Annotated in this window: 23 protein-coding genes; 12 read left to right on the top strand and 11 right to left on the bottom strand. The window is 37.9% G+C overall.

What is annotated here, in order from left to right:
• Positions 1–16: 16 nt before the first annotated feature.
• From VB715_RS10560 to VB715_RS10605, 10 genes are all read right to left on the bottom strand, one after another.
• Positions 17–2,899 (bottom strand): cyclic nucleotide-binding domain-containing protein, encoded by a 2,883-nt coding sequence (locus VB715_RS10560; RefSeq protein ID WP_323301168.1) that lies wholly within the window; start codon positions 2,897–2,899, stop codon positions 17–19.
• Between the two features lie 30 nt (positions 2,900–2,929).
• Complete coding sequence (locus tag VB715_RS10565; RefSeq protein WP_323301169.1) at positions 2,930–3,280, bottom strand: hypothetical protein; 351 nt, start codon at positions 3,278–3,280, stop codon at positions 2,930–2,932.
• Positions 3,281–3,297: 17 nt separating this feature from the next.
• Positions 3,298–4,071 carry a MinD/ParA family protein gene (locus tag VB715_RS10570; RefSeq protein WP_323301170.1) on the bottom strand — a complete coding sequence of 258 codons (774 nt, stop codon included), beginning with the start codon at positions 4,069–4,071 and terminating at the stop codon, positions 3,298–3,300.
• 288 nt (positions 4,072–4,359) lie between these two features.
• Positions 4,360–5,493 (bottom strand): DegT/DnrJ/EryC1/StrS family aminotransferase, encoded by a 1,134-nt coding sequence (locus VB715_RS10575; protein ID WP_323301171.1) that lies wholly within the window; start codon positions 5,491–5,493, stop codon positions 4,360–4,362.
• Between the two features lie 117 nt (positions 5,494–5,610).
• Positions 5,611–5,808 (bottom strand): DUF433 domain-containing protein, encoded by a 198-nt coding sequence (locus VB715_RS10580; RefSeq protein ID WP_323301172.1) that lies wholly within the window; start codon positions 5,806–5,808, stop codon positions 5,611–5,613.
• A 228-nt stretch (positions 5,809–6,036) separates the two neighbouring features.
• Positions 6,037–7,377, bottom strand: a complete 1,341-nt coding sequence (locus VB715_RS10585; protein WP_323301173.1) for a TMEM143 family protein — start codon at positions 7,375–7,377, stop codon at positions 6,037–6,039.
• Between the two features lie 47 nt (positions 7,378–7,424).
• Positions 7,425–8,600 carry an S-layer homology domain-containing protein gene (locus VB715_RS10590; RefSeq protein ID WP_323301174.1) on the bottom strand — a complete coding sequence of 392 codons (1,176 nt, stop codon included), beginning with the start codon at positions 8,598–8,600 and terminating at the stop codon, positions 7,425–7,427.
• Positions 8,601–8,729: 129 nt separating this feature from the next.
• A complete protein-coding gene (locus VB715_RS10595; protein ID WP_323301175.1) occupies positions 8,730–11,198 on the bottom strand; it encodes an HD family phosphohydrolase in 2,469 nt (822 codons plus the stop codon).
• Positions 11,199–11,337: 139 nt separating this feature from the next.
• Complete coding sequence (locus tag VB715_RS10600) at positions 11,338–12,243, bottom strand: hypothetical protein (protein ID WP_323301176.1); 906 nt, start codon at positions 12,241–12,243, stop codon at positions 11,338–11,340.
• Positions 12,244–13,251 carry a DUF1517 domain-containing protein gene (locus VB715_RS10605; protein WP_323301177.1) on the bottom strand — a complete coding sequence of 336 codons (1,008 nt, stop codon included), beginning with the start codon at positions 13,249–13,251 and terminating at the stop codon, positions 12,244–12,246.
• Positions 13,252–13,420: 169 nt separating this feature from the next.
• Here VB715_RS10605 and VB715_RS10610 point away from each other — a divergent pair, with 169 nt between their 5' ends.
• The 6 genes from VB715_RS10610 (at position 13,421) to VB715_RS10635 (ending at position 18,397) form a co-directional block, all read left to right on the top strand.
• On the top strand, positions 13,421–13,582 hold the full coding sequence (locus VB715_RS10610; RefSeq protein ID WP_323301178.1) for a hypothetical protein: 162 nt from the start codon (positions 13,421–13,423) through the stop codon (positions 13,580–13,582).
• 147 nt (positions 13,583–13,729) lie between these two features.
• Complete coding sequence (locus VB715_RS10615; protein WP_323301179.1) at positions 13,730–15,526, top strand: fatty acyl-AMP ligase; 1,797 nt, start codon at positions 13,730–13,732, stop codon at positions 15,524–15,526.
• Between the two features lie 82 nt (positions 15,527–15,608).
• Positions 15,609–16,115 carry a DUF192 domain-containing protein gene (locus VB715_RS10620; RefSeq protein ID WP_323301180.1) on the top strand — a complete coding sequence of 169 codons (507 nt, stop codon included), beginning with the start codon at positions 15,609–15,611 and terminating at the stop codon, positions 16,113–16,115.
• A gap of 526 nt (positions 16,116–16,641) precedes the next feature.
• Positions 16,642–16,833, top strand: a complete 192-nt coding sequence (locus tag VB715_RS10625) for a DUF2949 domain-containing protein (protein ID WP_323301181.1) — start codon at positions 16,642–16,644, stop codon at positions 16,831–16,833.
• A 171-nt stretch (positions 16,834–17,004) separates the two neighbouring features.
• On the top strand, positions 17,005–17,940 hold the full coding sequence (locus VB715_RS10630) for a nucleoside hydrolase (RefSeq protein WP_323301182.1): 936 nt from the start codon (positions 17,005–17,007) through the stop codon (positions 17,938–17,940).
• Between the two features lie 31 nt (positions 17,941–17,971).
• A complete protein-coding gene (locus tag VB715_RS10635; protein WP_323301343.1) occupies positions 17,972–18,397 on the top strand; it encodes a hypothetical protein in 426 nt (141 codons plus the stop codon).
• A gap of 11 nt (positions 18,398–18,408) precedes the next feature.
• On the opposite strand, the gene VB715_RS10640 is transcribed toward VB715_RS10635, so the two are convergent.
• Positions 18,409–18,690, bottom strand: a complete 282-nt coding sequence (locus VB715_RS10640) for a YggT family protein (RefSeq protein ID WP_323301183.1) — start codon at positions 18,688–18,690, stop codon at positions 18,409–18,411.
• 459 nt (positions 18,691–19,149) lie between these two features.
• On the opposite strand from VB715_RS10640, the gene VB715_RS10645 reads away from it, so the two are divergent.
• The 6 genes from VB715_RS10645 to uvrB all read left to right on the top strand — a co-directional run bounded on the left by VB715_RS10645 (position 19,150) and on the right by uvrB (position 24,359).
• Positions 19,150–19,512, top strand: a complete 363-nt coding sequence (locus tag VB715_RS10645; RefSeq protein WP_323301184.1) for a Mo-dependent nitrogenase C-terminal domain-containing protein — start codon at positions 19,150–19,152, stop codon at positions 19,510–19,512.
• Between the two features lie 84 nt (positions 19,513–19,596).
• Entirely contained in the window at positions 19,597–20,367 is a 771-nt protein-coding gene (locus VB715_RS10650) for a hypothetical protein (RefSeq protein WP_323301185.1), read from the top strand.
• 40 nt (positions 20,368–20,407) lie between these two features.
• Entirely contained in the window at positions 20,408–20,659 is a 252-nt protein-coding gene (locus VB715_RS10655; RefSeq protein ID WP_323301186.1) for a hypothetical protein, read from the top strand.
• A gap of 98 nt (positions 20,660–20,757) precedes the next feature.
• Positions 20,758–21,072, top strand: coding sequence for a hypothetical protein (locus tag VB715_RS10660; RefSeq protein WP_323301187.1), 315 nt, complete (start codon positions 20,758–20,760; stop codon positions 21,070–21,072).
• A 57-nt stretch (positions 21,073–21,129) separates the two neighbouring features.
• Complete coding sequence (locus VB715_RS10665) at positions 21,130–22,293, top strand: murein transglycosylase A (RefSeq protein WP_323301188.1); 1,164 nt, start codon at positions 21,130–21,132, stop codon at positions 22,291–22,293.
• A 59-nt stretch (positions 22,294–22,352) separates the two neighbouring features.
• A complete protein-coding gene (gene uvrB / locus VB715_RS10670) occupies positions 22,353–24,359 on the top strand; it encodes an excinuclease ABC subunit UvrB (protein ID WP_323301189.1) in 2,007 nt (668 codons plus the stop codon).
• Positions 24,360–24,702: the final 343 nt, after the last annotated feature.

Genomic DNA, 24,702 nt, shown 5'->3' on the forward strand with positions numbered 1-24,702 from the left:
TAAATTGATAATCTTACTATGAATTGGTTAACTGTTGTAACTGTTGTAAACGACGACTTTCTTGTTCAATTACCTTACGAGAAAATCCTTTATCTTGGGCAAGAAGTTCATTAAAAATTGCTCCTTCAATTACCAAGAAAAACGCTTTAGGAGAAGTCACAATACAAGTTCCCATTGCTTCTAAATTACCGAGAATTTCCAACTCATTTAAAAGGGTTACTGGTTCAATTTCTTCCACAAAAACCGTCTCATCTTCCTGGAGACGTTGAGACTCTACTTGACCATCTAAAAGCATCAATAAGTCTTTGCAAACTTCTCCTTGTTCCCAAATTATATCAGATTTATGATACTCTTTGATCGGAACTTGATAGGATAATTCCATTAAGCTTTCTGCTTTCAATGCTTTCAATAAATCACAACTGGAAAGATACAATAATCGTTCTAAGGGTGTGACAACTTTGGTTTCTTGTTCATCGGCATTAGCTAAGATTTGCTGTGCGGTTTCTTTCAGGGAAGGATTCAACATTAAATAAGAATCTAACAGTTGACGGGCCTGTTGTTTTCCCCGTTCATTATCCAGTTTCGCTAATAAATAAAGACTCACTGTTTTGGTTAAAGAATCTGGTTCTGCAAGCAAAGTTTCTAAGTAACTTGCCATCACTTTATCAGACAATTTAGCTGGTTTTGGCCCTTCTTGTTTTAACTGTTGTTGTAGACGAGATAAATGAGTGTCACTCAATCTTTCTGACCATTTTTGTTCATGATCTTCTAATAAACTTGGTAACACATTTGGTGTTAAACTTGCTAATGCTAACACAAGACGAGTGGCTTCCGTTCCTGAGTCCCATTGTTCCAAAATCTTGAGAACTCCCTTAGCAATAACCCGTTGTTTTTGGGCAACTGTAGACCGTAAAATCTCTAAACCAGTCCTTAAATGAGGAATAGCTAAAGTAGCAGGAGGATGTAACAATGCGAGTTCAATATCTTGTAAATCTTGTAGTTGATGTAAGAGAATATGACTGCGGCGTTCGAGTTGAGATTCTTCATCCAAATTAGCAAGAATTTGTTTTTCTTCTTCTAAAGTAATACCATATTCTCGTGATAAAGATTCAACGGTTCCTCCTTCTTTATCTAATACATCACCAATCGCTTTTTCCTTTTTTACCACCTTTAATAATTCCCTTCCTAACCCTTTTGCTCCCCGTCTTCGTTTACTACCAACCATTCCCCGAATGCGTTGACGGAAGGTTTGTAAACGCAATTGATTTTCACGGGAACGCTTTTGATTTGGGTCTAATAAATCGGGATCTTCGACCCCTAATTCTGTTAAGATATTTAAGTGTTCTTGTTCACTAATGCCTAATTCTTGGCGCATTTGTTGCAGCACTTCTAAACTACTTGCTGTGTTAACATAACCTTCTTCTAAAGAATCTCGTAAAATGCCTTTGTATGCTTCTAGACGTTTATCACCAGTAAAACCCGGTAAAATCTTCGCTAACACATAAACTTCATCTGCGGTTAATAAGTCAATAGAACGACCTTCTAAGAAGCGAGAAACATCAACCTGTAAGCGGGTTAACTGTTGTCTTAAACGACTGGCTAAACTTTCACGGGAATAACGTTCAAGACTTCTTCCCCAAGTACGATATAGCCATAAAGTGCTAGTTAATACTAATAAGATATTAAACAAATATTGTACTTGAATGGGAAACTTACTAATATAAGAACGTCCCGCAAAAATAAAAAAGAAATTAAACACCAAAAAAGTTGTTAAGGTAAAAAATTGGTGTTGTAACTGTTGAGGCGTTAGGATAGGATTATTTTTTAATTGATAGGTTTTGTAGATTTTTTCTAATTGGATGCCGACAAAATATCCCAAAGCACTAAATAACCCAACCGTTAAGGGTGCAGCAATTAATCTGGGAATAGGAATGGGGGTATTAAAAATATAAAATCCTGGAGATAACAAGAGTTCTAATTGATTTTCTTGATGAGTCCAAGCACCAGATAATAAATAAGCCCAACTACCTGAATAAAGATAATAATAAAGGAAAAAACCCACTGCTAAACCCGCATAACTGTAATAAAGAAACTTATAATCAGGCTTTTTGATAGCATCCCAATAGGAACGTTCAGCATCAATATCAATACAAGGACTATTACAAGCAACACAAGCACTGGTTTCTGTTCCATCAGGGTTTTGACGACGACACATAGATTGAGTAATTGCGGTTGTTTTTCCTTCATGGGCCACACTATTAAGAAGTCCTCTGGGTTCCCCATAAAACTCTTGTACAGGGGCCATAGGACAGAAATATTGACACCAAGTTTTTCCCCCATAAAGATAACCAATAAGAATAGCAGAAGCAATAGTAAATAGTAAGAAACCCCCTAAAATAGTGCGGTTAGAATCATAGAATAAAAGACGGCCACAAACACCAACATATAACAAAGCAAATTGTAGTTTTAAGCTATTTTTTCCTAACCAAGAATCAGCCTTGATTTTCACTAATTCATAATGAGTTTGTCCTGTGTTGGGATCAACTCTTTTCCGTTGTCGTTGTTTTCCCAAAGCACGAAACAGTTGAGACATGAACCCCAAAGGACAAATTCTCCGCCAAAATTCATGACCAAAAACTAATAACATAAACACGCCACTAGGAACAATTAAGCCCCAAAATAAAGACGCACCTAAATAGTAGGGTTGCTGTTCTAAACAAACCCCTTGAACCCGAATGCAAGCATCAGGATTAATTTTAAAAGGACTCCAATGGGTATTACTATTAGTTAATAAAGGAGAAATTGGGTCATAAAAGAGAGAAAAAATCAGAATCAGCCAACCGCAGGCCAGAAACCATCTGACCCTGTGCATAAACTTTTCAGGAATGGTAGCTAACATGGGATTTCAACAGGGTAAAATGAACAATAATTAATCAATTGTGTCAGTTTGAGATTCTTCTTGAGACTCTTTTGAGGCTTTCTTTTTATCAGCCAGTTTTTTAAACAAAGATTGGCCTCGTTTTGGGGGATAAGTTACTCGATAATACCGTTCATCTTCTTCGATAGTTTCTTCTAAAAAACCTTTTTTAACTAAAGGTTCTAGAAATTTCAACGCGGTTTCTTCATCTTGACAAAGATGAATGGCAACATCGAGTAAACTAGCTTGATTTTGACGACGAATCCAGTTAATTAGATGTTGTTGTGGTTCAGGCAGTTTTTGGAAATCACGAAAGGTTAACCCAGAGGAACGAGACGACTCATCTTGGGAGGATTTAGTCATAATAATATCCTCTAAATTTAGCCTTGAATATGGGAGACAATTCGTTGTACTTCCTTAGTTAAAGGGTGGTCAGGATGATGTAAACAAAACAGTCCTTGACTACCTAAACGCAGCATTTCTGTAGATAAAGGAAGAATTCCCGCCACTGGTAATTGATAGGTTTCATGGACTTTATCTTTGAGAATACCAAAGTCAAAATCAGGCAATGCTTTATTAACCACCAGCAGCATTTTGGGAACTTCTAATTCTCTGGCGACTTCCACAATAACTGCCGTTCCTAAATAGTCTTGTTGGTCAGGACGTAAAATAATAACCAGGGTGCTAGAAAGTCCAATAGCCAGCAAAGTTTCTTCGTTTAATCCGGGATGAGTATCGACAAAAAGATAATCTAAATCAAAGACCTCGCTGACTTCATAAAACCCTCTTTGTAGAAGTTCTACATCGTATCCTTCACTAAGAATTGTGGCAATATCTTCACTTTTCATGCTGGAAGGAATCAGGAAAATTTTGCCATTGGGGTTATTAACTTGTGTGTTGGGATCGGTCAGAACATAACTTACATCGTAAGCGATTTGTTCAGCTTCACAGTCATCCCAAAGATAATCATTGAGAGTTCTATGAATTTTTGTTTCATCGAGGCGAAAAAGAATGTGAATACCTGGAGATTGAATGTCTGTATCGACAATACCAACACGCTTACCTAACATAGCCATGGTGGTTGCTAGGTTAGCTGTCATGTTGGATTTTCCTGTACCACCGCGATAGGAGTGGATAGAAACAATTTCGGTCATAGTTAAGTGTTGTGATTGGATTCAATAATAATTAGGTGCAATGCAAGCGATAATTTAGCTAACAGAGGCTCATCACGGTTCAACTAGGCTAGGAAACAACATTGAGCTTCTACTGTTAGGGTTCCCAAAAAGCTCACGAAAATATTCATGTCCTAGTTTACTCAATAATTAGGGACAATCACTGAACAGGTTTACGGAAGTTTATAGGTTATTGGTTGTTCAAGATTTTCCCTACTGATATCCCTCATAACCCTGTAGAGACGCTGTATACAACGTCTCTACTTGATCTTAGGTTAAATGTCTAACTAATGCGTCTCCGACGGTTTTGGCCTCTTCTTCTGTCATTCCTGATGTCAACGGAGGACAAATATGATTCGGACACCAATATTCAGCGCGGGGCAAACTTTGTTCGGGACACATATCCTTAAATACGGGTTGTAAATGACAGGGAATTTCGTAAACTGTTCCCCCTAAAAAGATGTCCTCTGCTGCTAAAGCGTTTTTAACCTCTGGGATGGTTTTTCCTTCCGGTAGCAGTACCATTAATTTATATTGACTGGCACTGTCCATGTGATCTGTGGAAACAAACTTAATCCCTGCTTCTCTCAAGGGTGCTGTAATTAACTCATAACACTTTTGTCGTCGCTTGATCATCTCTGGTAACTTAACTAACTGAATACGTCCTAAAACCGCATGAATTTCCGTCATACGGGTACTATTACCAAAGTCCGTATGTAACCCCCCAAAGTCCATTCCTCGCTTTCCTTGGTTTCTCAGCGATCGCGCGATATAGTCTTCTTCATCGTCGTTTAGGGTGATCATTCCTCCTTCAAAGGTGGTCATAATTTTGGTGGGAAAGAAGGAAAAAGCGGCCCCATCTCCTAAATTTCCGGCCTGTACCCCCTTAATTTGACTTCCGTGAGCATGGGCCGTATCTTCTAGGACAAATAAGCCGTTTTCGTGACAATACTCTACAATTTGGGGAAACTCAGGGGAAATGACACCGCCAATATGCACCCATAACACCCCAGAAATGGCGGGGGTTGCCCCTTTTTTGACCGCTTCTTTTACCATGTCTAAAGAGGGTGCAAAGGTGGTTTCATCCATGTCTAAGTATTGAACCTGTCCCCCTACCCTCAAAACGGCGGCCACAGTAGCAAAATTAGTGTTTGTCGGCACTAGAACCGTTGTTTTTTCTGCTTTCTTAAGACGTAAAATGATTTCGAGGCCGGATGAACCCGTATTAACGGCGATCGCGTGTTTTGTGCCAACATACTCAGCAAAGGCTTTTTCAAATTCTGCCGTATTCTCCCCTAAAATGAGTCTACCGGACTTAAGAATCTTTTTGGACTCCTCGGCGAAAAAGTCAATTTCTTCCTCTGTAATATCGAAATAAAAGGGTTTGATGGGGTTATTGGTCATGTTATTTTACTGGTTTTTGATGAGGGTGCGTTTCAAATATCACAGTTTAGGGGAATTAGTTGAAAATTGCTAGTCTGTGTTAGGGGAAGTTAAAAGTAATAAGTTAAAAGTTAAAGGTTAAAATTCAACTTCTTCAAGTAAGGTAATTACTTGTTCTTTGGTGACAGTGGGAAAACCATCTAAAAAATCATCAATGGATTCTCCTGCTTTTAAATAATCTAATAAAGTTTGTACTGAGACTCTCGTACCTGCAAAAACGGGAGTCCCACTCATAATTTCAGCGGATACACTGATAATTGTAGAATTGTTTAACATTGTTTTCAATCAGGGTCAATTATCTCTATAATCAATTTTAGTATAATTATTAGCTTAGAAGTGTAACAAAATCTTCTTTATTTTTAAATAATAAAGAAGATTTTGCATTAGCTGTAATTATTCAGTAATTTTACGATACTTCATAATCATCAATTATATGTATATAGGCAAATGGTTAGAAAATCAATCCTTAGAACAGTTATTATAAAACCATTGCTTACTGTTTAATTAACACCCATTATATTGAAACGCATTATCCCAAACATAATCAATCACCATTCTCGCTTTTTTTAATGGCAAAACTAAAATATTTCCTTGCTCATCATAGGATAAAATCGGAACATCTATTTGCTCATTTTCATCACTTTTTCCTGTAACAATTTTACCGTGAATATGCTGTAAATTATTCAATGGCCCATGAATATCAAAATTAAGATCAATTCCTAACTTTTCCGTCATCCATTGTTCAATTTTCCGATCAAGTTGTTCAGGAGTGAATTTTTCTTGACTGGTTAATAAATGATAATAAACTAAAATAATTTCCTTACATTCTTCTTCTTCTGCAATATCAGCTAAAGCTTGAAAAACACTAGCATTATTGGCTAAATTCTTAAAAAACAAAGTATCACTAACTTCTTTTTGAAACTTAATTTGTTTACTTTTATATTGATTATACTGTCTAAAAGCAAATCCTCCCAATGTAATAGTTAAGGATAAAGTTGCCACTAAAATAGGCATAATATCACGAACTTTTTCTTTTTCAACCTTAATAAATTCAACTATTGAAGGAGCATTAATTAAAATAGAAATAGCAACAATAATGATTAAAATATTAGGAACTGCTTTCAAAATAAGGGGAACTGCTGCTCCAATTGCTGGTACACCAAATAACAACCTATCTTTCCAAGTCATGCTAGTTCTAATATTAGGAAATAGTAACTCAATATCAAGTTTTGGTATATTTTTATAGAAATAAAGATACATTTTTCCTGGAATAAAATTTAACTCTTTTTCTTGCTTATTTTTCTTAGCTTTTGCTTGAAAGTAACCCTCTCCTTTAAAGTGAATTAATAAAACGACTCTCTCCAAAATATCAACAATTTTTTCTCGTTCAAAAAAACCAAATTTTTTCTGTGTAATTGTTTCATCAATGTCTCCACGATAGTAACAAAAAAACTGTTCAAAATCATCAAAATCAATCTCTGTTTTGAGATTGATTAAAGATTTTTTGTCTAATGACTGTTGGATAATTCTATTGGGTAACTGTTGATAATTAGCTCTTTCTAAAATATAATTAAAACCCGCAATAACCTGAATTTTCATAGCTTCATGATCTCGAAGACTAGGACTATTTAAGGGTTGAATATCCGTATTAGGATTAAATACAACATAATTATCTTTAATGCTTTCTAAGGTTTGATGAAACCGAAAATGAAAGAAAGCAGATAAAATCTCACAAAACTCTCTAAATATCTTAATATCCTCATCCCGAAGTTTTCCATCTTCCAGACATAAATTAATCAAATCTGTGCGACGATAGGGAATAAAAGATTCTCGTTTATCAACCATAATAATATCATAGAAATTAGTTATAACCAAACTCTTACAATTGTCTACTATTTCTGTAAAATATCCTTAGCAGAAAGTCCATCTCCTTGATAACCAAAATACCATAAAGTAGCCGCAGCTTCTCCTAAAGTAACAGGTTTTTTGGGTTGAAAAAGGGTAGTATAACCAAAGACACGACGCACATTAGACTGTTCACTATTTTGAAAATCTCCATATAAAGCTTGTATTGCTTTAACATCAATTTTTGCCGTATCTTGGAAACCCCAAGTTTCTTTGATATTATCAAGAGATGCTTTCGGTAAACCTTTACCCATGTCTAAAGGAACCTTCCAAGTAATTAAATCTTCTCTCGTTAAAGGTGCATTAGGACGAAACAAAGAAGCACTACTATCGGAGGTTAAACGAGAGGGAATGATCCCTGCTTCAGCTAACCCTTGAATAATGGGAAAATCAGGATCATTAACCCCAACATCAGAGAAAGCAGGTTGAGAGGTTTTAACCCCTAAACGAAGTTGTTTTGCTGGTGTATTTTCATAGAATTTATTATAAGCTTCAAGTAACCATCTGGCATAGGTTCGACGATTAATAATTGCCGTTGCATTTAAAGTTTTATTCCCTGTTTTATCAAGACTTAAAACCCCCAAATTAGCCACCTCTTGTACATAGGAACTTAAGGCATCAGGAATATTTTCAAAATTAACAATTTCACCCGTATTAGAAGGGTTAGAAGGGGGTTGACTGTCTGATGGGGTTGCCGTTATGGTAGAATTTAATCGTTGATAGTCTAAAGAATAGTCTACCGTTCCATCATTGGCAGCAAGAAAAGAAAGTTTGACATCTAATCCATCTTTCTGCGCTGCTAATATGTTATTATTAGCATCAAAAGGTTGGGTAATTTCCCAAGAATTAGACTTAAATTGCTCTTGATAAAAACCAACAATTGTGTTAATATCTTCCTGAGATGACCAACGAGTTAAACCTTTATCTTCAGTGCTATTGTCGGCAACTTCTTTTAAAGTTGAATTCGGATCTTGGGGAATAATAGTAGGAAAATTTTCAGGCAGTTTTGCTTGAGATAGTTCAGTTTGTTGAGAATTTTTTTGTAATCCAGGGTTAGGAGATAAACGATTTTCTAAGCCATTAATGCCAGTACAAGCAGTTAAGAAAGTAATCAACAAGCCAAGAATACTATAACGAATAATCAGTGAGATTTTTAACAACATAGATTAACAACCAAAAGCAAATATAATCTGATCTAATACCCAATTCGGTTTCATGAGGACATTGATGTAGAAGCAATTCATGAATTGCTCCTACAGGGTAGATAAGCTGACAATAAAGATCATAACATTTTAATTAGATTTACTGGTGCTTTGATGTTCCAAAGCACCTTTAGGATAAACAATGCGTTGATGGTGAAATTGCTGCCATACCTTAACAAAAACCTCAGCAATTATTGGTAACTCCTCATATTTAATACCACAATCTGTTAATTGATTATCCCGCCAACGGGCCTTAAAAATCTTATGAATCATCGCCAATGCCGTTTCTGGAGTCGCTTCTTTTAAAGACCTTAATGCCGCTTCACAGCCATCAGCCAACATAAGAATACCCGTTTCCCGTGACTGAGGAACAGGGCCAGCATAACGAAAATCTGCTTCAGAAATGGGTTCCGTTCCATTTCTTTCCGCCTCTTGTTTTGCCTGATAATAAAAATAGGAAATCAGCAAAGTCCCTTGATGTTCAGGAATAAAATCACGAATAACGCGAGGCAGTCCATACTTATCCGCCATAACTAACCCTTCAGAAACGTGCTTTTTAATAATCTCGATACTGGCCCAAGGATCATTCATTTCATCATGTTTATTAGGCGCACCCATTTGATTTTCAATAAATCCTAGGGGATCGTGCATTTTGCCAATATCATGATATAAAGTCCCCGCCCTGACCAATTCCACATTACAGTGTAATTCACGGGCTGCTGCTTCCGCCAAACAAGCCACAAATAAGGTATGTTGAAAAGTTCCAGGGGTTTCCATTGCCAAGCGTTTCAACAGCGCACAATTAGGGTTAGCCAGTTCTACCAAACGAATAGGGGTAACTAAATCAAAAATCCGTTCTAAATAAGGGGAAATTCCCAAGGCCATCACACTCCAGGCCATGCCCGATAACCCATAAAGAATTGCCCCCGGCAAAATGGCCGACCAGATAGTTCCCGCCACTGGTGCCGCAATTAAATAACCTAAAAAGTAAACACTACCTTGTAAAAGACCAATTGCACCCCCTAAACGGGCTAATTCATCCCGTGAACGCAGTCGCCCTGCCATCAAAGCGGCCAAGAGTCCCCCAGCTGTTCCCGCTAAGACATAACTCCAATTAATAGTGGTTGCAGCAAAGGTCGATAAACCACTTAACAGAACAACTTGAGTAATAGCCAAGGTGGGGCCATAAAAGCTGCTGGTGAGTAACCCTACGGCGGGTAGATTAGTATAGCCTAAATTAAAAATTCCCAGTAGCGGTGTACTCAAACTCAACAAACACAACAAAAGATGATCTCGCCGACGCATGGGACGGTGAAGACGATAACTGATGACACAAAAAGCGGTAACTGTCCCGGCCACCAAAACGGCAGACACCCCCAACCCAAACCAATTAATGCCCCGACGACTAAGCTTGAAACTATCAAGAAGGACAAATTCTTCTTGGGTAATGTTTTCTCCCGCTTCAACGATCACATCGCCGGCCTTAACTTCGACAATTACGGGTTCAACGGCTTGGGCCGCTTGTTCTGCCCGTCGCTTCGTTTCTTCTTTATCTACCGTTAAATTATGCTGATTTTGTAGAATTTTCATCAACAGTCCCGTGGCCCCTTGCTGGGCCGAAGAGGACAGGGAACTGTCTAATTGAATAGTAATGATATCTGTTAGCAAATAATCCGGCATTCCTGGGGGAATTCCTTGGGTTAAAATTTTCTGTAAGGTGGTTATTAGAGTTTTTTGGGTTTTATTCCAAGTCTGATCATCGAGGTTTAAAAAGAGTCTGATGAGTTCGGAACTCAGGGGAGAAAGCTTTAAACTAGCCTTTTCTGAGGTGGCCTTAGCATAGCGTTGACGAGACTGTTTAATCGTTTCTAGAAGCCCTTTGAGGGTGGCAGTTGAGGTGGTTTGACCATAATTATCTAATTGGGCGATCGCCGTTGTTAAGGGAGGTTGTAACTCTTGGGTTTTTTGAGATAATGAGGTGGCTTTGTTCCCTGTGGTTAATCGTGTGACGACAGTTTGCCAGTCTTTTTCCGTCGCCGTGCGTAAATATTGTTGGGTCGAGAGGGGAATGATTTTAGGGTTAATGAAGGGAAAAGGGGCGGTTTGTTGCCGTAATTGGTCAATCTCCCCCATGGTTTCTGACAAGTTTAATTTGAGTTGGGTGGTTAATTGTACATCCCGTTGTAAGACGGGAACGACCCCTGTGCGGACTTCTTTGCGTTTTTCTTCAGTGGTTTGGGAATCTTCAAAAGTACCATTCTTCGGTGCAATAATCCTAACTGGGGAAACCGTTCCCACCGATAGCTGAGGCTGGTTATAGAAGCGATAACCGATCACACTGGTCAAAGATATCACAGCTAACCCCCACATTACGGGTGGGTGAATGTTTCTGATAGACTGAGACTTGTGCAGTTTTCCGAGCCAATTCGACGATGGGAGAGATGTGGCTGTTTTTTTGGGGTCTGTTGTCTTCCCCTCCCTTGAGAATAAACCACGACTGTTTTGGTACTGTTGTCGTAGTTTCTCTAAGTGTTGCGTTAAGAATTGGAGCGTTTTCATCTTGTGTGAGGTCGTGTAAAAACGTCAGCGCGGATTGGTCATGAGCTTCATTAGCTACTAAATTAAACTAGGATATACCTTTAAGGGTGGTTCATGGTCGGAGAATAACCTCAGCTTAATTATTGACTTCTCTATTACTTTAATCGTTCTCTCCTTCTATGGGGGTAGGTTGTAAATATTCTTTTTGCGAAATTAGCATCAATGGGGGCCTCTGCTGCATCACCCCAGGCGAACTTACTGCCGTCTTGTCCCCGATTGTCTCTCCCTGTGCTACCTTGTCAACACCCGCCCATCGCTCCCATAATGTAAAGATTTGTTGATAGGATAAGGGGGGATCTGGGTCAATTTGTTGAGCTAAACGCCAAGGAACGGGAATGCCTAAAACACTATTATAGGCTCCTGACAGGGTTCCCGTTAAGGTACTAATTAGGAGACACCCGGTTTGTACTGCTTGTAAAACACTCAGGCGAAAATTATTAGGGGTGCGATTAAAGCAATATAAGGATAAGGGAATTACTGTCTTTTCTGGAGACGTTTGTTGTCGAAAATACCGATTTACTTCTGTTAAAGGGGTTCCTTTATCTAAAAATTCTTGGATTTTTTGTAATGAACTTTCCCAGGATAGGGGAACTTTGTCCGTAATTTCTAACAGGTTTACTGGGGTATTTTTAGCAAGTTTTTCATTTAAAATTTTTCCTAATAAGTCGTTGAAAAATACAATTTCTTTGACAGTTTCTGACGGAATATCCCAAAGGTTGATTAAGGGATTTAATTGTTGCTGGAATTGGTAAGGAGTATCATAAAAGAGAAGACTCAAGGGCAATATTCCTAAGATTAATTCCCCAGAGCTTAAACTGGGTTTTTCGGGAGAGATCACAACCCAGTCCTCTGACATTATTTCTCCCTTTTCAATTAATTTTATCATAACTTTTTTACTCATAATACGCCACCAAAATTGAGATCTTTCTCGATTAATTAAGGTTTCGCCAATGAGATTACCAAATAAACTACCTTGAAATCGACTGAAAAGGGAGTAAGTTATCATTTAAACTAATTGTACCATTTGGGTGTATTCAGTAATAAATTCATCATAGGTTAAGCTATCATTTTCTGCTTGCGGACTCCACAATAATTCTAATTTTAGTAAATAATCAGGGGGCATTGCTGCTAAAGTTTTTAAGGCTGTTTCTAATGCTTCTGTGGTTTGAATATCTTTAAATAGGGGACGATCATGGGCCGTTCCTACTAATAATGTTACCACAATATACATGGCAGATTCATCTTCAGGAGCTAGAACTGTTTTTTCTTGGATATTTCCCCCAACATTCCTTAAGGTTTCTTGGCTTAATTTACTGCGTTGTTCTAAGGATAAGCTTTCAAATTTTGCTTCAGCTTGATCAAGCTTGATTTTTTCAGAACTGCCTAATCCATGACTCCAATATTCAGAATGTCTCAGTAAGACTAAAATGGACTCTTGTAACAATTCTCTTAACCCTTCTTCGGTGCTAGTATTCGCCCTTAAACTCAGTTCTGTTAACTCTAATTGGACATCTTTTGCTGATGCTAATAAGGCGACTTGTAACTGAGAAATAGTAAAAATATCATTGTCTAATTCTCGATTTGATGATTCTGTTGTAGACTTATTATTACTCGCATTTGAAACACTTTTTAGGATGAGAAAAATGATAATTCCTGACACCCCAAAAAAGAGAATTCCTAAAAAAATAGTCGTCCCGGTGGCCCCCATGGGGGTTCCGCTTCCAGTGCGAGATCGACTATGATAATAAGTGGGATTGTTATCAGAATAAACTCGGACTCTTGAGGTTTTTTTGGGAGAGGTTGAACTGCTACTAGAACTAGATTTTGAGGAACTTTTTGAACTGCGACTAAATGATCCTCCTCGACTCCGTCCCCCACTACTTCTGGCCTGGGCCTCTGACTGAAAATTAAGTAAATTTGATGAGGTTAGTTGAGTTTTGGGAATCTCGATGCTGTTTATGGTGGCGATCGCTAATAAAGTTGTTAATAAAAGATTTGTTGTTTTTCTTAACATAATCTGACATTTCCTATCTTCTATCTCTAGTGTTAGGGTTCCCAATTTGAATAATAAATTATCTTTTTTTGGGAAAAAACTCTAGGGAGATCATGGTTACTAAGTCTTGATATAGAAACCGCACAAGAATTAGGAAGACCGATACCGGAACCCAAAGGAAGGTTATTATTTGTCTAATATATCTCATATTAAAGACATGGAAATCTTTGGTTTTTATGTTGGAGAGAAAGGAAAATTATGTCGGGTGTTTATACAGCAAATCTTAAGGGTAATTCAAGTATCCTTGATGGTGGGTTACGGTGGACAATTAATTAACAAATTAGCGGCATAACCGATCGCCACCTAACCCACCCTACGCAATGATTAAATGTTTTGTGATCTTGCCAATGTGAAGATTTCCTTTAGAATTGAAACAGTGTTTTGTTATATTTAAACTTTAATCCCTGTCATAGTCTCACCTTTCTTCTCTTATCTAATCATGACTCAAAGCTTAGAAAAATCCTTAACCACCCCAACTACCCTCATTGAATTATTACGTCTACGGGCCACCAACACCCCAGACGGCCACGGTTATACCTTCCTTATTGACGGCAAAACAGAAACTCCTCCCCTTACCTACGGAGAATTAGATCGACAAGCAAAAGCGATCGCCACCTTACTCCAAAAATACGAAGCTAGAGGGGAACGGGCCCTATTATTGTACCCCCAAGGGTTAGAAGTCATTGCCGCGTTTTGTGGGTGTTTATATGCAGGAGTGATCGCCATTCCTGTCCCCCCACCAGAGTCGGGAAGACTCAAGCGCACCTTACCCCGTTTACGGGCTATTGTCAAAGATGCCAATGCTAAATTTGCCCTCACCACAGAAGGTATTTTATCCCTGGTAGAAAACGTCAAAGACGAATTTCCCGAATTTAATCAAATGAATTGGATCGACACCGCAACGGTTGATCTTTCCTTAGCTGAGCATTGGCAAGATCCCCAAGTAGACAAAGATGAACTGGCTTACCTACAATACACCTCTGGTTCAACTTCTACCCCCAAAGGCGTAATGCTCTCTCACTTTAATTTAATGCACCATGCCCACTATTTACAACGGGCCTGCGGTTATGATGAAAACAGCATTACCCATACTTGGATGCCCTATTTTCATGATTATGGTTTAGTAGAAGGCATGATGGTTCCCCTCTACAACGGAACACCCTGTTATCTCATGTCTCCCTTTTCCTTTATCAAGCGTCCCATTCAATGGCTACGCAATATAACTAAATACAAAGTTACTCATTCCCAAGCTCCCAACTTTGCCTATGATCTCTGTATTCGTCGGGTTAAACCCCAAGAGATCCCCCAACTTAATTTAAGCAGTTGGCAAGCAGCAGGAAATGCCGCCGAACCCATTAATCCTAGAGTAATGGCCAATTTTGTGGAAACCTTCTCTCCTTGTGGGTTTGAATGGGAAACCTTTGCTCCTGCTTACGGGTTGGCAGAATATACTTTACTGGTATCAACTAAACCCAAAGGGAGTCATCCTGTTTTTGCTTGTTTAGACGCTTCTGCTTTGGAACAGGATAAAATTGTGGATGCTGACCCGGAACAAGAGAAAGGTATTCGGGTTTTAGCGAGTTGTGGCCAGTTGGTTTGTGAGACAAAAGTTGCCATTGTTCACCCTGATACTTTAACCCGTTGTGCTGCAGATGAAGTAGGAGAAATTTGGGTATCTGACCCCAGTATGGCCCAAGGTTATTGGCAACGACAAGAAGAAACAGAAAATACCTTTGGGGCTTATATTAAAGAGACTCAAGAAGGGCCTTTTTTAAGAACCGGAGATTTAGGGTTTCTTAAAGAGGGGGAACTCTATATCACGGGACGGATGAAAGATTTAATTATCATTCGAGGAACCAATCATTATCCCCAAGATCTTGAATGGACAGTGCAACATCTTGATCCAGTTTTTCGCTCAGATTATGGAGCAGCTTTTTCCATTGAAAACGGAGGAGAAGAACATTTAGTAATTGTCCAAGAGATTGAACGGCGTACAGGTGATTTAGATACAGAAAAATTATTAGGAGATATTCGCCAAGAAATCGCTGAAGAACATGAAATCCAAACTTATGCTATTGTTTTAGCTAAATCGGGAACTGTATTAAAAACAGCCAGTGGTAAAATTCAGCGTCGCGCTTGTCGTCAAAACTTCCTGAATGGAAACATTAATATAATGGCAGTTTGGAGTGAAAATACTGATGTTACCAGTCGGTTTTCCGTAAAAAATGAAGACTAATTTAAGTTAAAATGTAGAGGCAATCCCCCCGTGGTTGCCCGAAAATTCTTGGTATTATATTGGTGAGAGGAATGAAATGATTATGAATAAAACAATTAACTTAATTATTGTATGCAGCTTATTATTATTAGGCTGTTCCCCTTCAACAGAAGCGAAATTTAAGGACAATTCTTCGTCAGTTATTTCCCAAGGGAATGGTCAAAAATTACCCATTGAAGCTACAATTAATGTCGGAGAAAAAGTTATAGAATTAGAAGTTGCTAAAACACCAGAACAACAACAAATTGGTTTAATGTATCGTAAATCTATTGAGAAAAATCAAGGCATGATTTTTCTATTTGAGGAACTTAGACCCGTGCGTTTTTGGATGAAAAATGTTACGATTCCTCTAGATATGATTTTTCTGGCCAATGGCAAAGTCAAAGCCGTTATCTCGGAAGTTCCCCCCTGTAACAGTGATCCCTGTCCCACTTACGGCCCTGAGACGTTGGTCAACCAAGTCATTGAACTTGGGGGTGGACAAGCCAGAGAATTAGGGATCAAGGAAGGAGATAAACTAGATGTTAAGTTTTTGGATAATTCTCAATAGCTCTAGTAGAATCATTGAGAGGAAAATCTTATAAGTTTTACTGACTTAAAGTTTTACAAACTTAAATTGATTTTTTGAATCATCGATCACAACATCCTTTATAGTATATGGGAAAGAACTCCTCAGAATAGAGTGAGCGACTTACCAATCTTGACAGGTTGAGTGGGAAGAAAAATCAAGGCTTAAAATCAATCAAGGAAACCTTGTTAGTCTTATCTGAGCGATCTTTTACTTAATTTAGTGGTGTGAGGGTGAAGTAAGCGACGCTGATTTAAATCAGAAGTTGTTTTCTATTATTCTATGAAAGCTCAAAATTAGAAATCTTCAAAAGGGTAGCAAACCCTATCAGAAAGATGTATCTTGAGTGATCGTGGATAATGAACCCTAAAATTGTTATTCTCTTATACGGAAAACGTCCCCAAAACGATGAAGTAAACTTTCGGTTTCGAGTGATGACTCAGAAATCAAATCAACTTTTTTTGGGAAGAAAACATCATCCAAAATCAACCCTAAAGTGAAGATAATCATGACAAACACCACTTACACACTATTTTTACGCTTTTTACGCGAAGAATTAGCCTTGTCTGCTGACTCAATTGCGATCGCACAACGCTCCGTTGAACAAACCCAGGGCCCTTTACCCATGTTACTCTGGCAATATGGATTAATTACTTTACATGAGCTAGATCGGATTTATGATTGGTTAGAGGAGGCGTAACATTGATCTTGAATTAGGAGTAAGTCATTGATGATTAGGCAATCAATAAACAATATTTTTTCTCCCCAAGTTCATTACCAAAAAATCAATAAATTAACTAAAATATCTCTTAAAGAAGCGGGAATATCAACTAGCCCGCTTTTTTGGTGTTTAACTTTTAAAATAAATTCAATGAGCAAAAAATTAGTATTATTCGATCATGATGGGGCAATTGATGATATTTTAGCCACCATGTTATTGATGACGATGCCCCACGTACAACCACTGGGAATTATTGTTACCCCAGCTGATTGTTATATTAATGCCGCCCTTAATGTCACCCGAAAACTGCTAGATTTCATGAGATGTCATCACATTCCCGTCGCAGAAAGTACCGTCAGAGGAATCCATCCCTTTCCCGCCTTGTATCGCCGAGATTCCCTGATTATGGATAACTTTCCCCTCCTAAATCAACAAGACACTCTCAAAACCCCTCTTGTCCCTGAAACTGGACAACAGTTCATGGTCAACACCCTACAAAATGCAGTAGAACCCGTTACTTTAATGGTAACAGGGCCCTTAACCACTGTTGCGACCGCCTTAGAGATGAATCCTGAAATTGAGGGAAAAATCAAAGAAATTGTCTGGATGGGCGGTGTATTAAACGTTTCAGGCAATGTAGAAAGAGAATTTGCTCCCGAACATGATGGCACAGCAGAATGGAATGCTTACTGGGATGCGATCGCCGTTGAACGGGTTTGGCAAACCCAGATCCCCCTAATTTTATGTACCCTAGATATTACGAATACTGTCCCTGTAACTGCTGAATTTATCCGTCAATTAGCTAAACAACGTCATTATCCCTTATCTGATTTAGCGGGACTCTGTTACGCCTTAGCTATTCCCCAAGACTACTATTGTTGGGATGTCTTAGCTACTGCTTATTTACATCGTCCAGAGCTATTTTCTGTTAAAGCATGGAAAACCGAGGTAATTACGACAGGATATAGTCAGGGAAGGATTAAAGTGGTTGAAAATGGTCGCAAGGTTTTGGCCATGGATAGTATTAATACAGAAGCGTTTCATCACTATTTATTGCAACAGTGGGGACGGCAACTGATAAGCTGAATAATAAAGGAAATTATTAATGTTTAGGTTTATGAAAGTTCGTGCGATCGCTATTATTCTTGGTTGTTTCTTTTGGTTATTTAGCCAACCGGCCTTAGCCTTGACCAATATTCAGTTATTGGATGTCTCTTACAAAGATTGTTCCCCAGAATTAGCCCAAGGTATTGTTACCAGTGGGGGATCGAGTTTACCTGCCGATTGTTACATTATTACCGGAAAAGCCAAAAATACTTCCGGCAAAACTGTCTATGATGCTGACGTATTTGGCCGCATTAATGATGCCAATAACGAACCTATTTTACAAAACCGCAGTCGTGTCGGTTCCATTCCTGAAGTGCCACCAGGGGTCAGTGAGTTTGAACTGAGAATTAGTGTCCCCTCCGATCAACCGACCCCTTTGAAATTGAAGCAATTTAAGGCTTCTGGGTTTACGACCAAAGTCAACCCTATTTTTTAAGGGTAGTCCACCTAAAACCCCCCCATCATTGATGGGACGCTCCCTAGCATTTGAGAGATGATTTGCAGTAAGAAAATGGCTACGATGGGGGAAATATCTAAACCCCCTAAAGGCGGGATAAAAGAACGGAAAATATTAAGATAAGGATCAGTGATAGGACTTAAAAAGGACATGATTCCATAGGCCCACTCAGCAGTTTGAAACCAAGAAAGCAAAATCCGTACAAAGATCAGTAGTAAATAGATATTGAGAAAGCTCATTAAAGTTTGAACAATCAGTAGGGTAGCATCCATGAGTTAACAATCTTCCTGATTTATGATGGTGTCACCCATCGATCTTATATCAAAACCGATAACATAGTTTTGGCCAGTCTGTAAAACTACAGAACCCTTACCCTCTTCTCCCTGGAAATTCGGTGATTTTGCTCACAACTTTTTTTAAGCACAAGAGGGATGATAGAGACAAGGGGATGTTACGTTTCTTCAACTTTTTTTCTGTATAGTCCCTTTGACCCTTGGTTATGATGACGATGTCAGTTTGATCAGTCAGTTACAATCGGAAGGGAGTCTCTAGAATTTCCCTAAGACAAGGAAATTTCAAGGACTTCCCGCAATGCCTGAAAACAAGGAGTTTTATGTTTAGACTCCCCAACCTAACTCCACTGACTCAGTAAATTCCTTGAGGAATCATTGACCAATCCGATGTAGTGATCCGACGTGACAACTTTAACTCAGTTGAAAGGAAGAAAATCTATGAGTGTTACCGACTATACCATAAAAAACTTTATTTTGAGCAGTTGGACCAATCCCCAATCTCCTCACTCATTTTCTGCTACTAAATGGCTAAAATTGCCCTTTTCTAAAAGTATAAAACCAATTCGTGCTTGGTTGGCTGAACAAGAAATCCGCGATCGCGCTTTTGCTCATCGTCTCTGTCGTTTAATTCCGTCTCAATGTCCCTTTGAACGGGAAATTAAGTTCTTTGACCATGTATTGGTGAGTATTCCTCCTCTATGCAAGCTCAATCCCCTCTATGATGACTTAATGATGCTACGTTTCCGCGCTCTTTGTTATCTTGCTGATGAGTGGAATGAAGATATTAGCCCCTATTGTTAAGTTAAAAAATAATACTTATGTACCAAGACAGGGAAAAATAGTGTAACATTTTTATGTTATCTATCATTGAGAGCAATAATTGCCATGGCGATTATCCCCCTGAAAGCTTGGTATTTAGGAGAATACGAACCGTTACGGGAAGTAGTGAAACGTCCTCCTGATTTACGGTTAAGTCGGAATAGTTTACTAAAATCTGCTTTAAGAGCCGATTTTTTGGATGAAAAACAGATAATTGAGGAATCCGAATGGTTTCAACGTTATTTAGAAGGGGAAGCCGTCGAATTTTACATAGAAGGCAGTGGCGGTTATATTATTGCTAACCTAGATTTAGTGTCTCAGGAAATGTACCTGAGCAAGCAAGACATTACAGCCACTTTAGAACCGATCATTTTTTTTAGTGGACAAACAGAATATCCTGATTCTAGTCAGATTATTCAAACTGTTTTGGGGGAAACCATAGAGAAATATAATCAGCGATCGCGTCATCTCCTCTCGTTAACCGTCGCTTCTCGTCCCCAAGACTCCCCCTTAAGACTCAGTGATAGTCAACTGCGTAAACTGCGAAAAAGCCTATTATTAGTGGTAGATGGGACAGCTATTACCAGTATTAAACAGGATGACATCTCTCGTTTAATTCCCAGTCCTTCTATTTGTACCGAGTTGGGATACGCTTTGCAACATAAACGAGGGGGGCAAATTTTACTGTTACATCAACAGCGAGCAGAGTTATCAGGAAAATGGCCCTTTGATCTGCCACCCCATCAACAACTTGAATTTAAAACATCTGCTGAGTTGAGTCAAACCTTACCTGTTGTTTTAGAAGCTTTATTGCAACGCTTCAAATTAGCCCCCTAGTCACCGATAATAGGAAAGAAGACCAGAGGAATTACTGACTATGCCCAGAAAAGCCGATGAATACGCCGTTTATTTGTTCTTATCCAGTGGCCACCGCGAGGAAGTAAGGTTTAGCCAAATTCAAGAGTTTCAGAAGTGGTATAGCGGGGAATTAGTGCCTAAATTTGATTCTGAGGAATTTATCAATGTTCCTATCAAAAATATTCAGGGAGAATATATGGTTGTTCGTCCTGCAAGTATTATGGCCATTCGGGTTGAACCCGTATTTTTTGGGAGTGTAGAACGAGAGTAATTTTTAAATAAATGGAGTGACACAAACCCGTGAGCAACTCTGTCATTCAAGGAAAATGGTAGATTAGAACAGAAGCTTATCTAATAGGAGTTTAACTCATGAGTCAGACCCCCATAACAGTTACTTACTCGTTAGAAGAAGTCTTAGGAGAGATCAAGCAAAGTATCAAAGACGTAAATCAGAACCTAGACACCCTAAAAAAAGATTTGAGTGACTTTAGGACTGAGACTAGAGTATCTATTGAATCACTTAAGGGGGAAATTAAAACTCTTGATACGGAAGTCAAAGGAATTAATAAACGGTTAGATTCTCAAGAATTTATCAATCGTTCGGTTTCAGTTGGCTTCATTTTAGCCTTTATCACAGGGGTTATCAAGTTATTTTTTCCGAACCTTCTCAACTTTCCCCATTAATATGGATGAAAAACTGTCTTTTTGATAATATTCAAAAGCTCTCTGTATTATTATCCTATGAATAAAGCGATCGCAATATTATCTATCGGACTCGGATTAATCTTTTGTAGCCCACAAATAATAAGTTCAGAAGAACCGCCATTAAGTCAAGTTAAACTGACAGAAATTAATGCAGTTTGGGGAGAAGATGAACAACTTTGGGGAACTGCAGAAAACCCAGGAGATAAATGGGCATTAATTCGAGCAATTAGTTATAGTTTACGTTATTTAGATACCCCAAAAGCGGCTGAAGTTTATAATAATTATCCTATTCCTGGTATTACTCGTGATCGTGTGCGTCGTTCTTTAATCAGGTTTAAGGAATTATTAAAAACCGCTAAAAACCCCGAAGAATTGCAAACAGCAGTACAAAAAGAGTTTATTTTATATCAATCTCAAGGCAATGATAATCAAGGAACTGTACATTTTACAGGCTATTTTGAACCTGTTTATACAGCAAGTCGTCAGCGTACTCAAGAATATATTTATCCTCTTTATCGTCAACCCAAAAACTTTGAAAGTTTGGCAAAACCTCACCCAACTCGTTTAGAATTAGAAGGAAAAGATGGCTTAGGAAATAGTAGTATTATTAAAGGGAATGAATTAATTTGGATGCGTGATCGATTAGAAGCTTATTTAGTTCATGTTCAAGGCTCAGCAAAACTTAAATTAACCGATGGTAAAACTATCAGTATTGGTTACGATGGAAGCACAGATTATCCTTATGTTAGTATCGGTAAAGAGTTAGTAAATGATGGGGTCTTTGCCTTAGATAAACTAACTTTACCCATTTTAATTGACTATTTAACGAAAAATCCTCAAGAATTAAGTAACTATTTGCCTCGTAATAATCGTTTTGTTTTTTTTCGGGAAACTAATGGCGCACCCCCTCAAGGAAGTATCGGGGTTCCTGTTACTGCGGAACGTTCCATTGCTACTGATAAATCTATTATGCCCCCTGGTGCGTTAGCATTAATAAAAACTCGGATTCCTTATACAACCAACACTGGAGAAATAGAAACTAAATTAGTGAGTCGTTATGTTTTAGATCAAGATACTGGAAGTGCGATTAAAGGGCCGGGAAGGGTTGATATTTTTATGGGTACAGGGAAAACAGCAGGTGATCGCGCCGGGTTAATTAGTAATACGGGACAACTGTATTATTTATTATTAAAAAATTAGTAGGGGTCAATATCCGTTGACCCCTACAACAAGGTTGTGAATCTTTAAATATTATTACTATGAATTCTCATCTTTTTGCTTTACAAGCACCCTTTAAACCCACAGGCGATCAACCTCAAGCGATCGCTCAATTAATAGCATCTTTACAAGCAGGAAATCGCTTTCAAACCCTATTAGGAGCAACGGGAACGGGGAAAACATTTTCCGTTGCTTCGGTGATTGAAAAGATAGGAAAACCGACTTTAGTATTAGCTCATAATAAAACATTGGCGGCTCAATTATGTAATGAATTACGACAATTTTTTCCTGATAATGCAGTAGAATATTTTATTAGTTATTATGACTATTATCAGCCAGAGGCTTATATTCCTGTAAGTGATACTTATATTGAAAAAACTGCTTCTATTAATGATGAAATTGATATGCTAAGGCATTCAGCAACCCGCTCTTTATTTGAGCGTAAAGATGTGATTGTTGTTGCTTCTATTAGTTGTATTTATGGTTTAGGAATGCCCGCCGAATATTTAAAGGCATCTGTCCCTTTAGAAGTGGGGAAAGAAGTCGATCAGCGTCAACTTTTACGAGATTTAGTTACTATTCAATACTCTCGCAATGATCTGGAATTACAACGAGGAAGGTTTCGGGTTAAAGGGGATGTTTTAGAAATTGTTCCAGCTTATGAAGATAGAGTTATTCGCGTTGAATTTTTTGGTGATGAAATTGATGCTATTCGTTATTTAGATCCAGTCACAGGTGAGATTTTAAATAGTCTCAAAAACATGAATATTTATCCTGCAAGACATTTTGTTACCCCTGATGAACAATTAGAATCAGCTTGTGAAGCGATTGATTCGGAATTAAAAGAACAAGTTTCCTTGTTAGAAAAGGCAGGTAAACTATTAGAAGCACAACGAATTGATCAACGCACTCGTTATGATTTAGAACTCTTAAAAGAAGTCGGTTATTGTAATGGGGTTGAAAATTATTCTCGTCATTTAGCAGGAAGAAAAGCAGGATCACCACCAGAATGTTTAATTGATTATTTTCCTAAAGATTGGTTATTAGTAGTTGATGAATCTCATGTAACTGTGCCACAAATTAGAGGGATGTACAATGGAGATCAAGCCCGTAAAAAAGTCTTAATTGATCATGGGTTTCGTTTACCGAGTGCCGCAGATAATCGACCTTTAAAATCAGAAGAATTTTGGGATAAAGTGAGTCAGTGTATTTTTGTTTCTGCTACTCCTGGAAATTGGGAAATTGAACAATCAGAAGATAGAGTTATTCAACAAATTATTCGTCCAACAGGAGTATTAGACCCGGAAATTTTTGTTCGTCCAACAGAGGGGCAGGTTGATGACTTATTAGGAGAAATAAAACAAAGAGTTAAGCTCAATGAAAGGGTTTTAATTACTACTTTAACAAAGCGTATGGCTGAAGATTTAACAGAATATTTTCAAGAAAGAGATGTTAAAGTACAATATTTACATTCAGAAATTAAATCTATTGAACGCATTGAAATTTTACAAGCCTTAAGAAATGGAGAGTTTGATGTATTAATTGGTGTTAATTTATTAAGAGAAGGATTAGATTTGCCTGAAGTCTCTTTAGTCGCTATTTTAGATGCAGATAAAGAAGGGTTTTTAAGAGCAGAAAAAGCCTTAATTCAAACTATTGGACGTGCTGCACGTCATATTAATGGACAAGCTATTTTATATGGGGATAATTTAACAGATAGTATGATCAAAGCTATTGAAGAAACTGAAAGAAGGCGAGGTATTCAAATGGCACATAATAAGCTAAATAATATTACACCACAGTCAATTATTAAGCGTTATAGCAATTCAATTTTATCCTTTTTAGACATTTCTCGTCGTTTAAACTCTCAGCAGTTAGAAGAAGTTTATACCCAAGCTGATGATTTACCCTTAGATAAAATCCCAGAATTAATCCAACAATTAGAAACCCAAATGCAAGAAGCAGCTAAAAATTTAGCGTTTGAAGAAGCAGCCAAATATCGAGATAAAATCAAACATCTGAGAAATAAAATATTAGGGCATAAATAGGCTATACTGCTACAAATCAAAAGAAAGTAGGGGTCAACGGCCGTTGACCCCTACTAATTATCTTTGTATTATGTTGGGTAATAATCTACGCGGAATTTTTGCATTAATCTTTGGTTATGGTTATATTTCTTAAATAAACTCTCTGTAAAATTACTAAAAAAGACAAAACAAGAATGCTTTTTCCGTATTTTTCCTAGTAGCGATAATCACAATCACAATGGCACAATGAGATTAATCACACAGAAATGATGTTTCAAGTTCCAGTAACAAGAAGAGTCATTAGTTACTTAATTTAATAAATCATAAACAGTGTGAGACTACTTTTTTGTGACTTTTCTAAGTC

The organism is Crocosphaera sp. UHCC 0190, from assembly GCF_034932065.1.
GTDB lineage: Bacteria > Cyanobacteriota > Cyanobacteriia > Cyanobacteriales > Microcystaceae > UHCC-0190.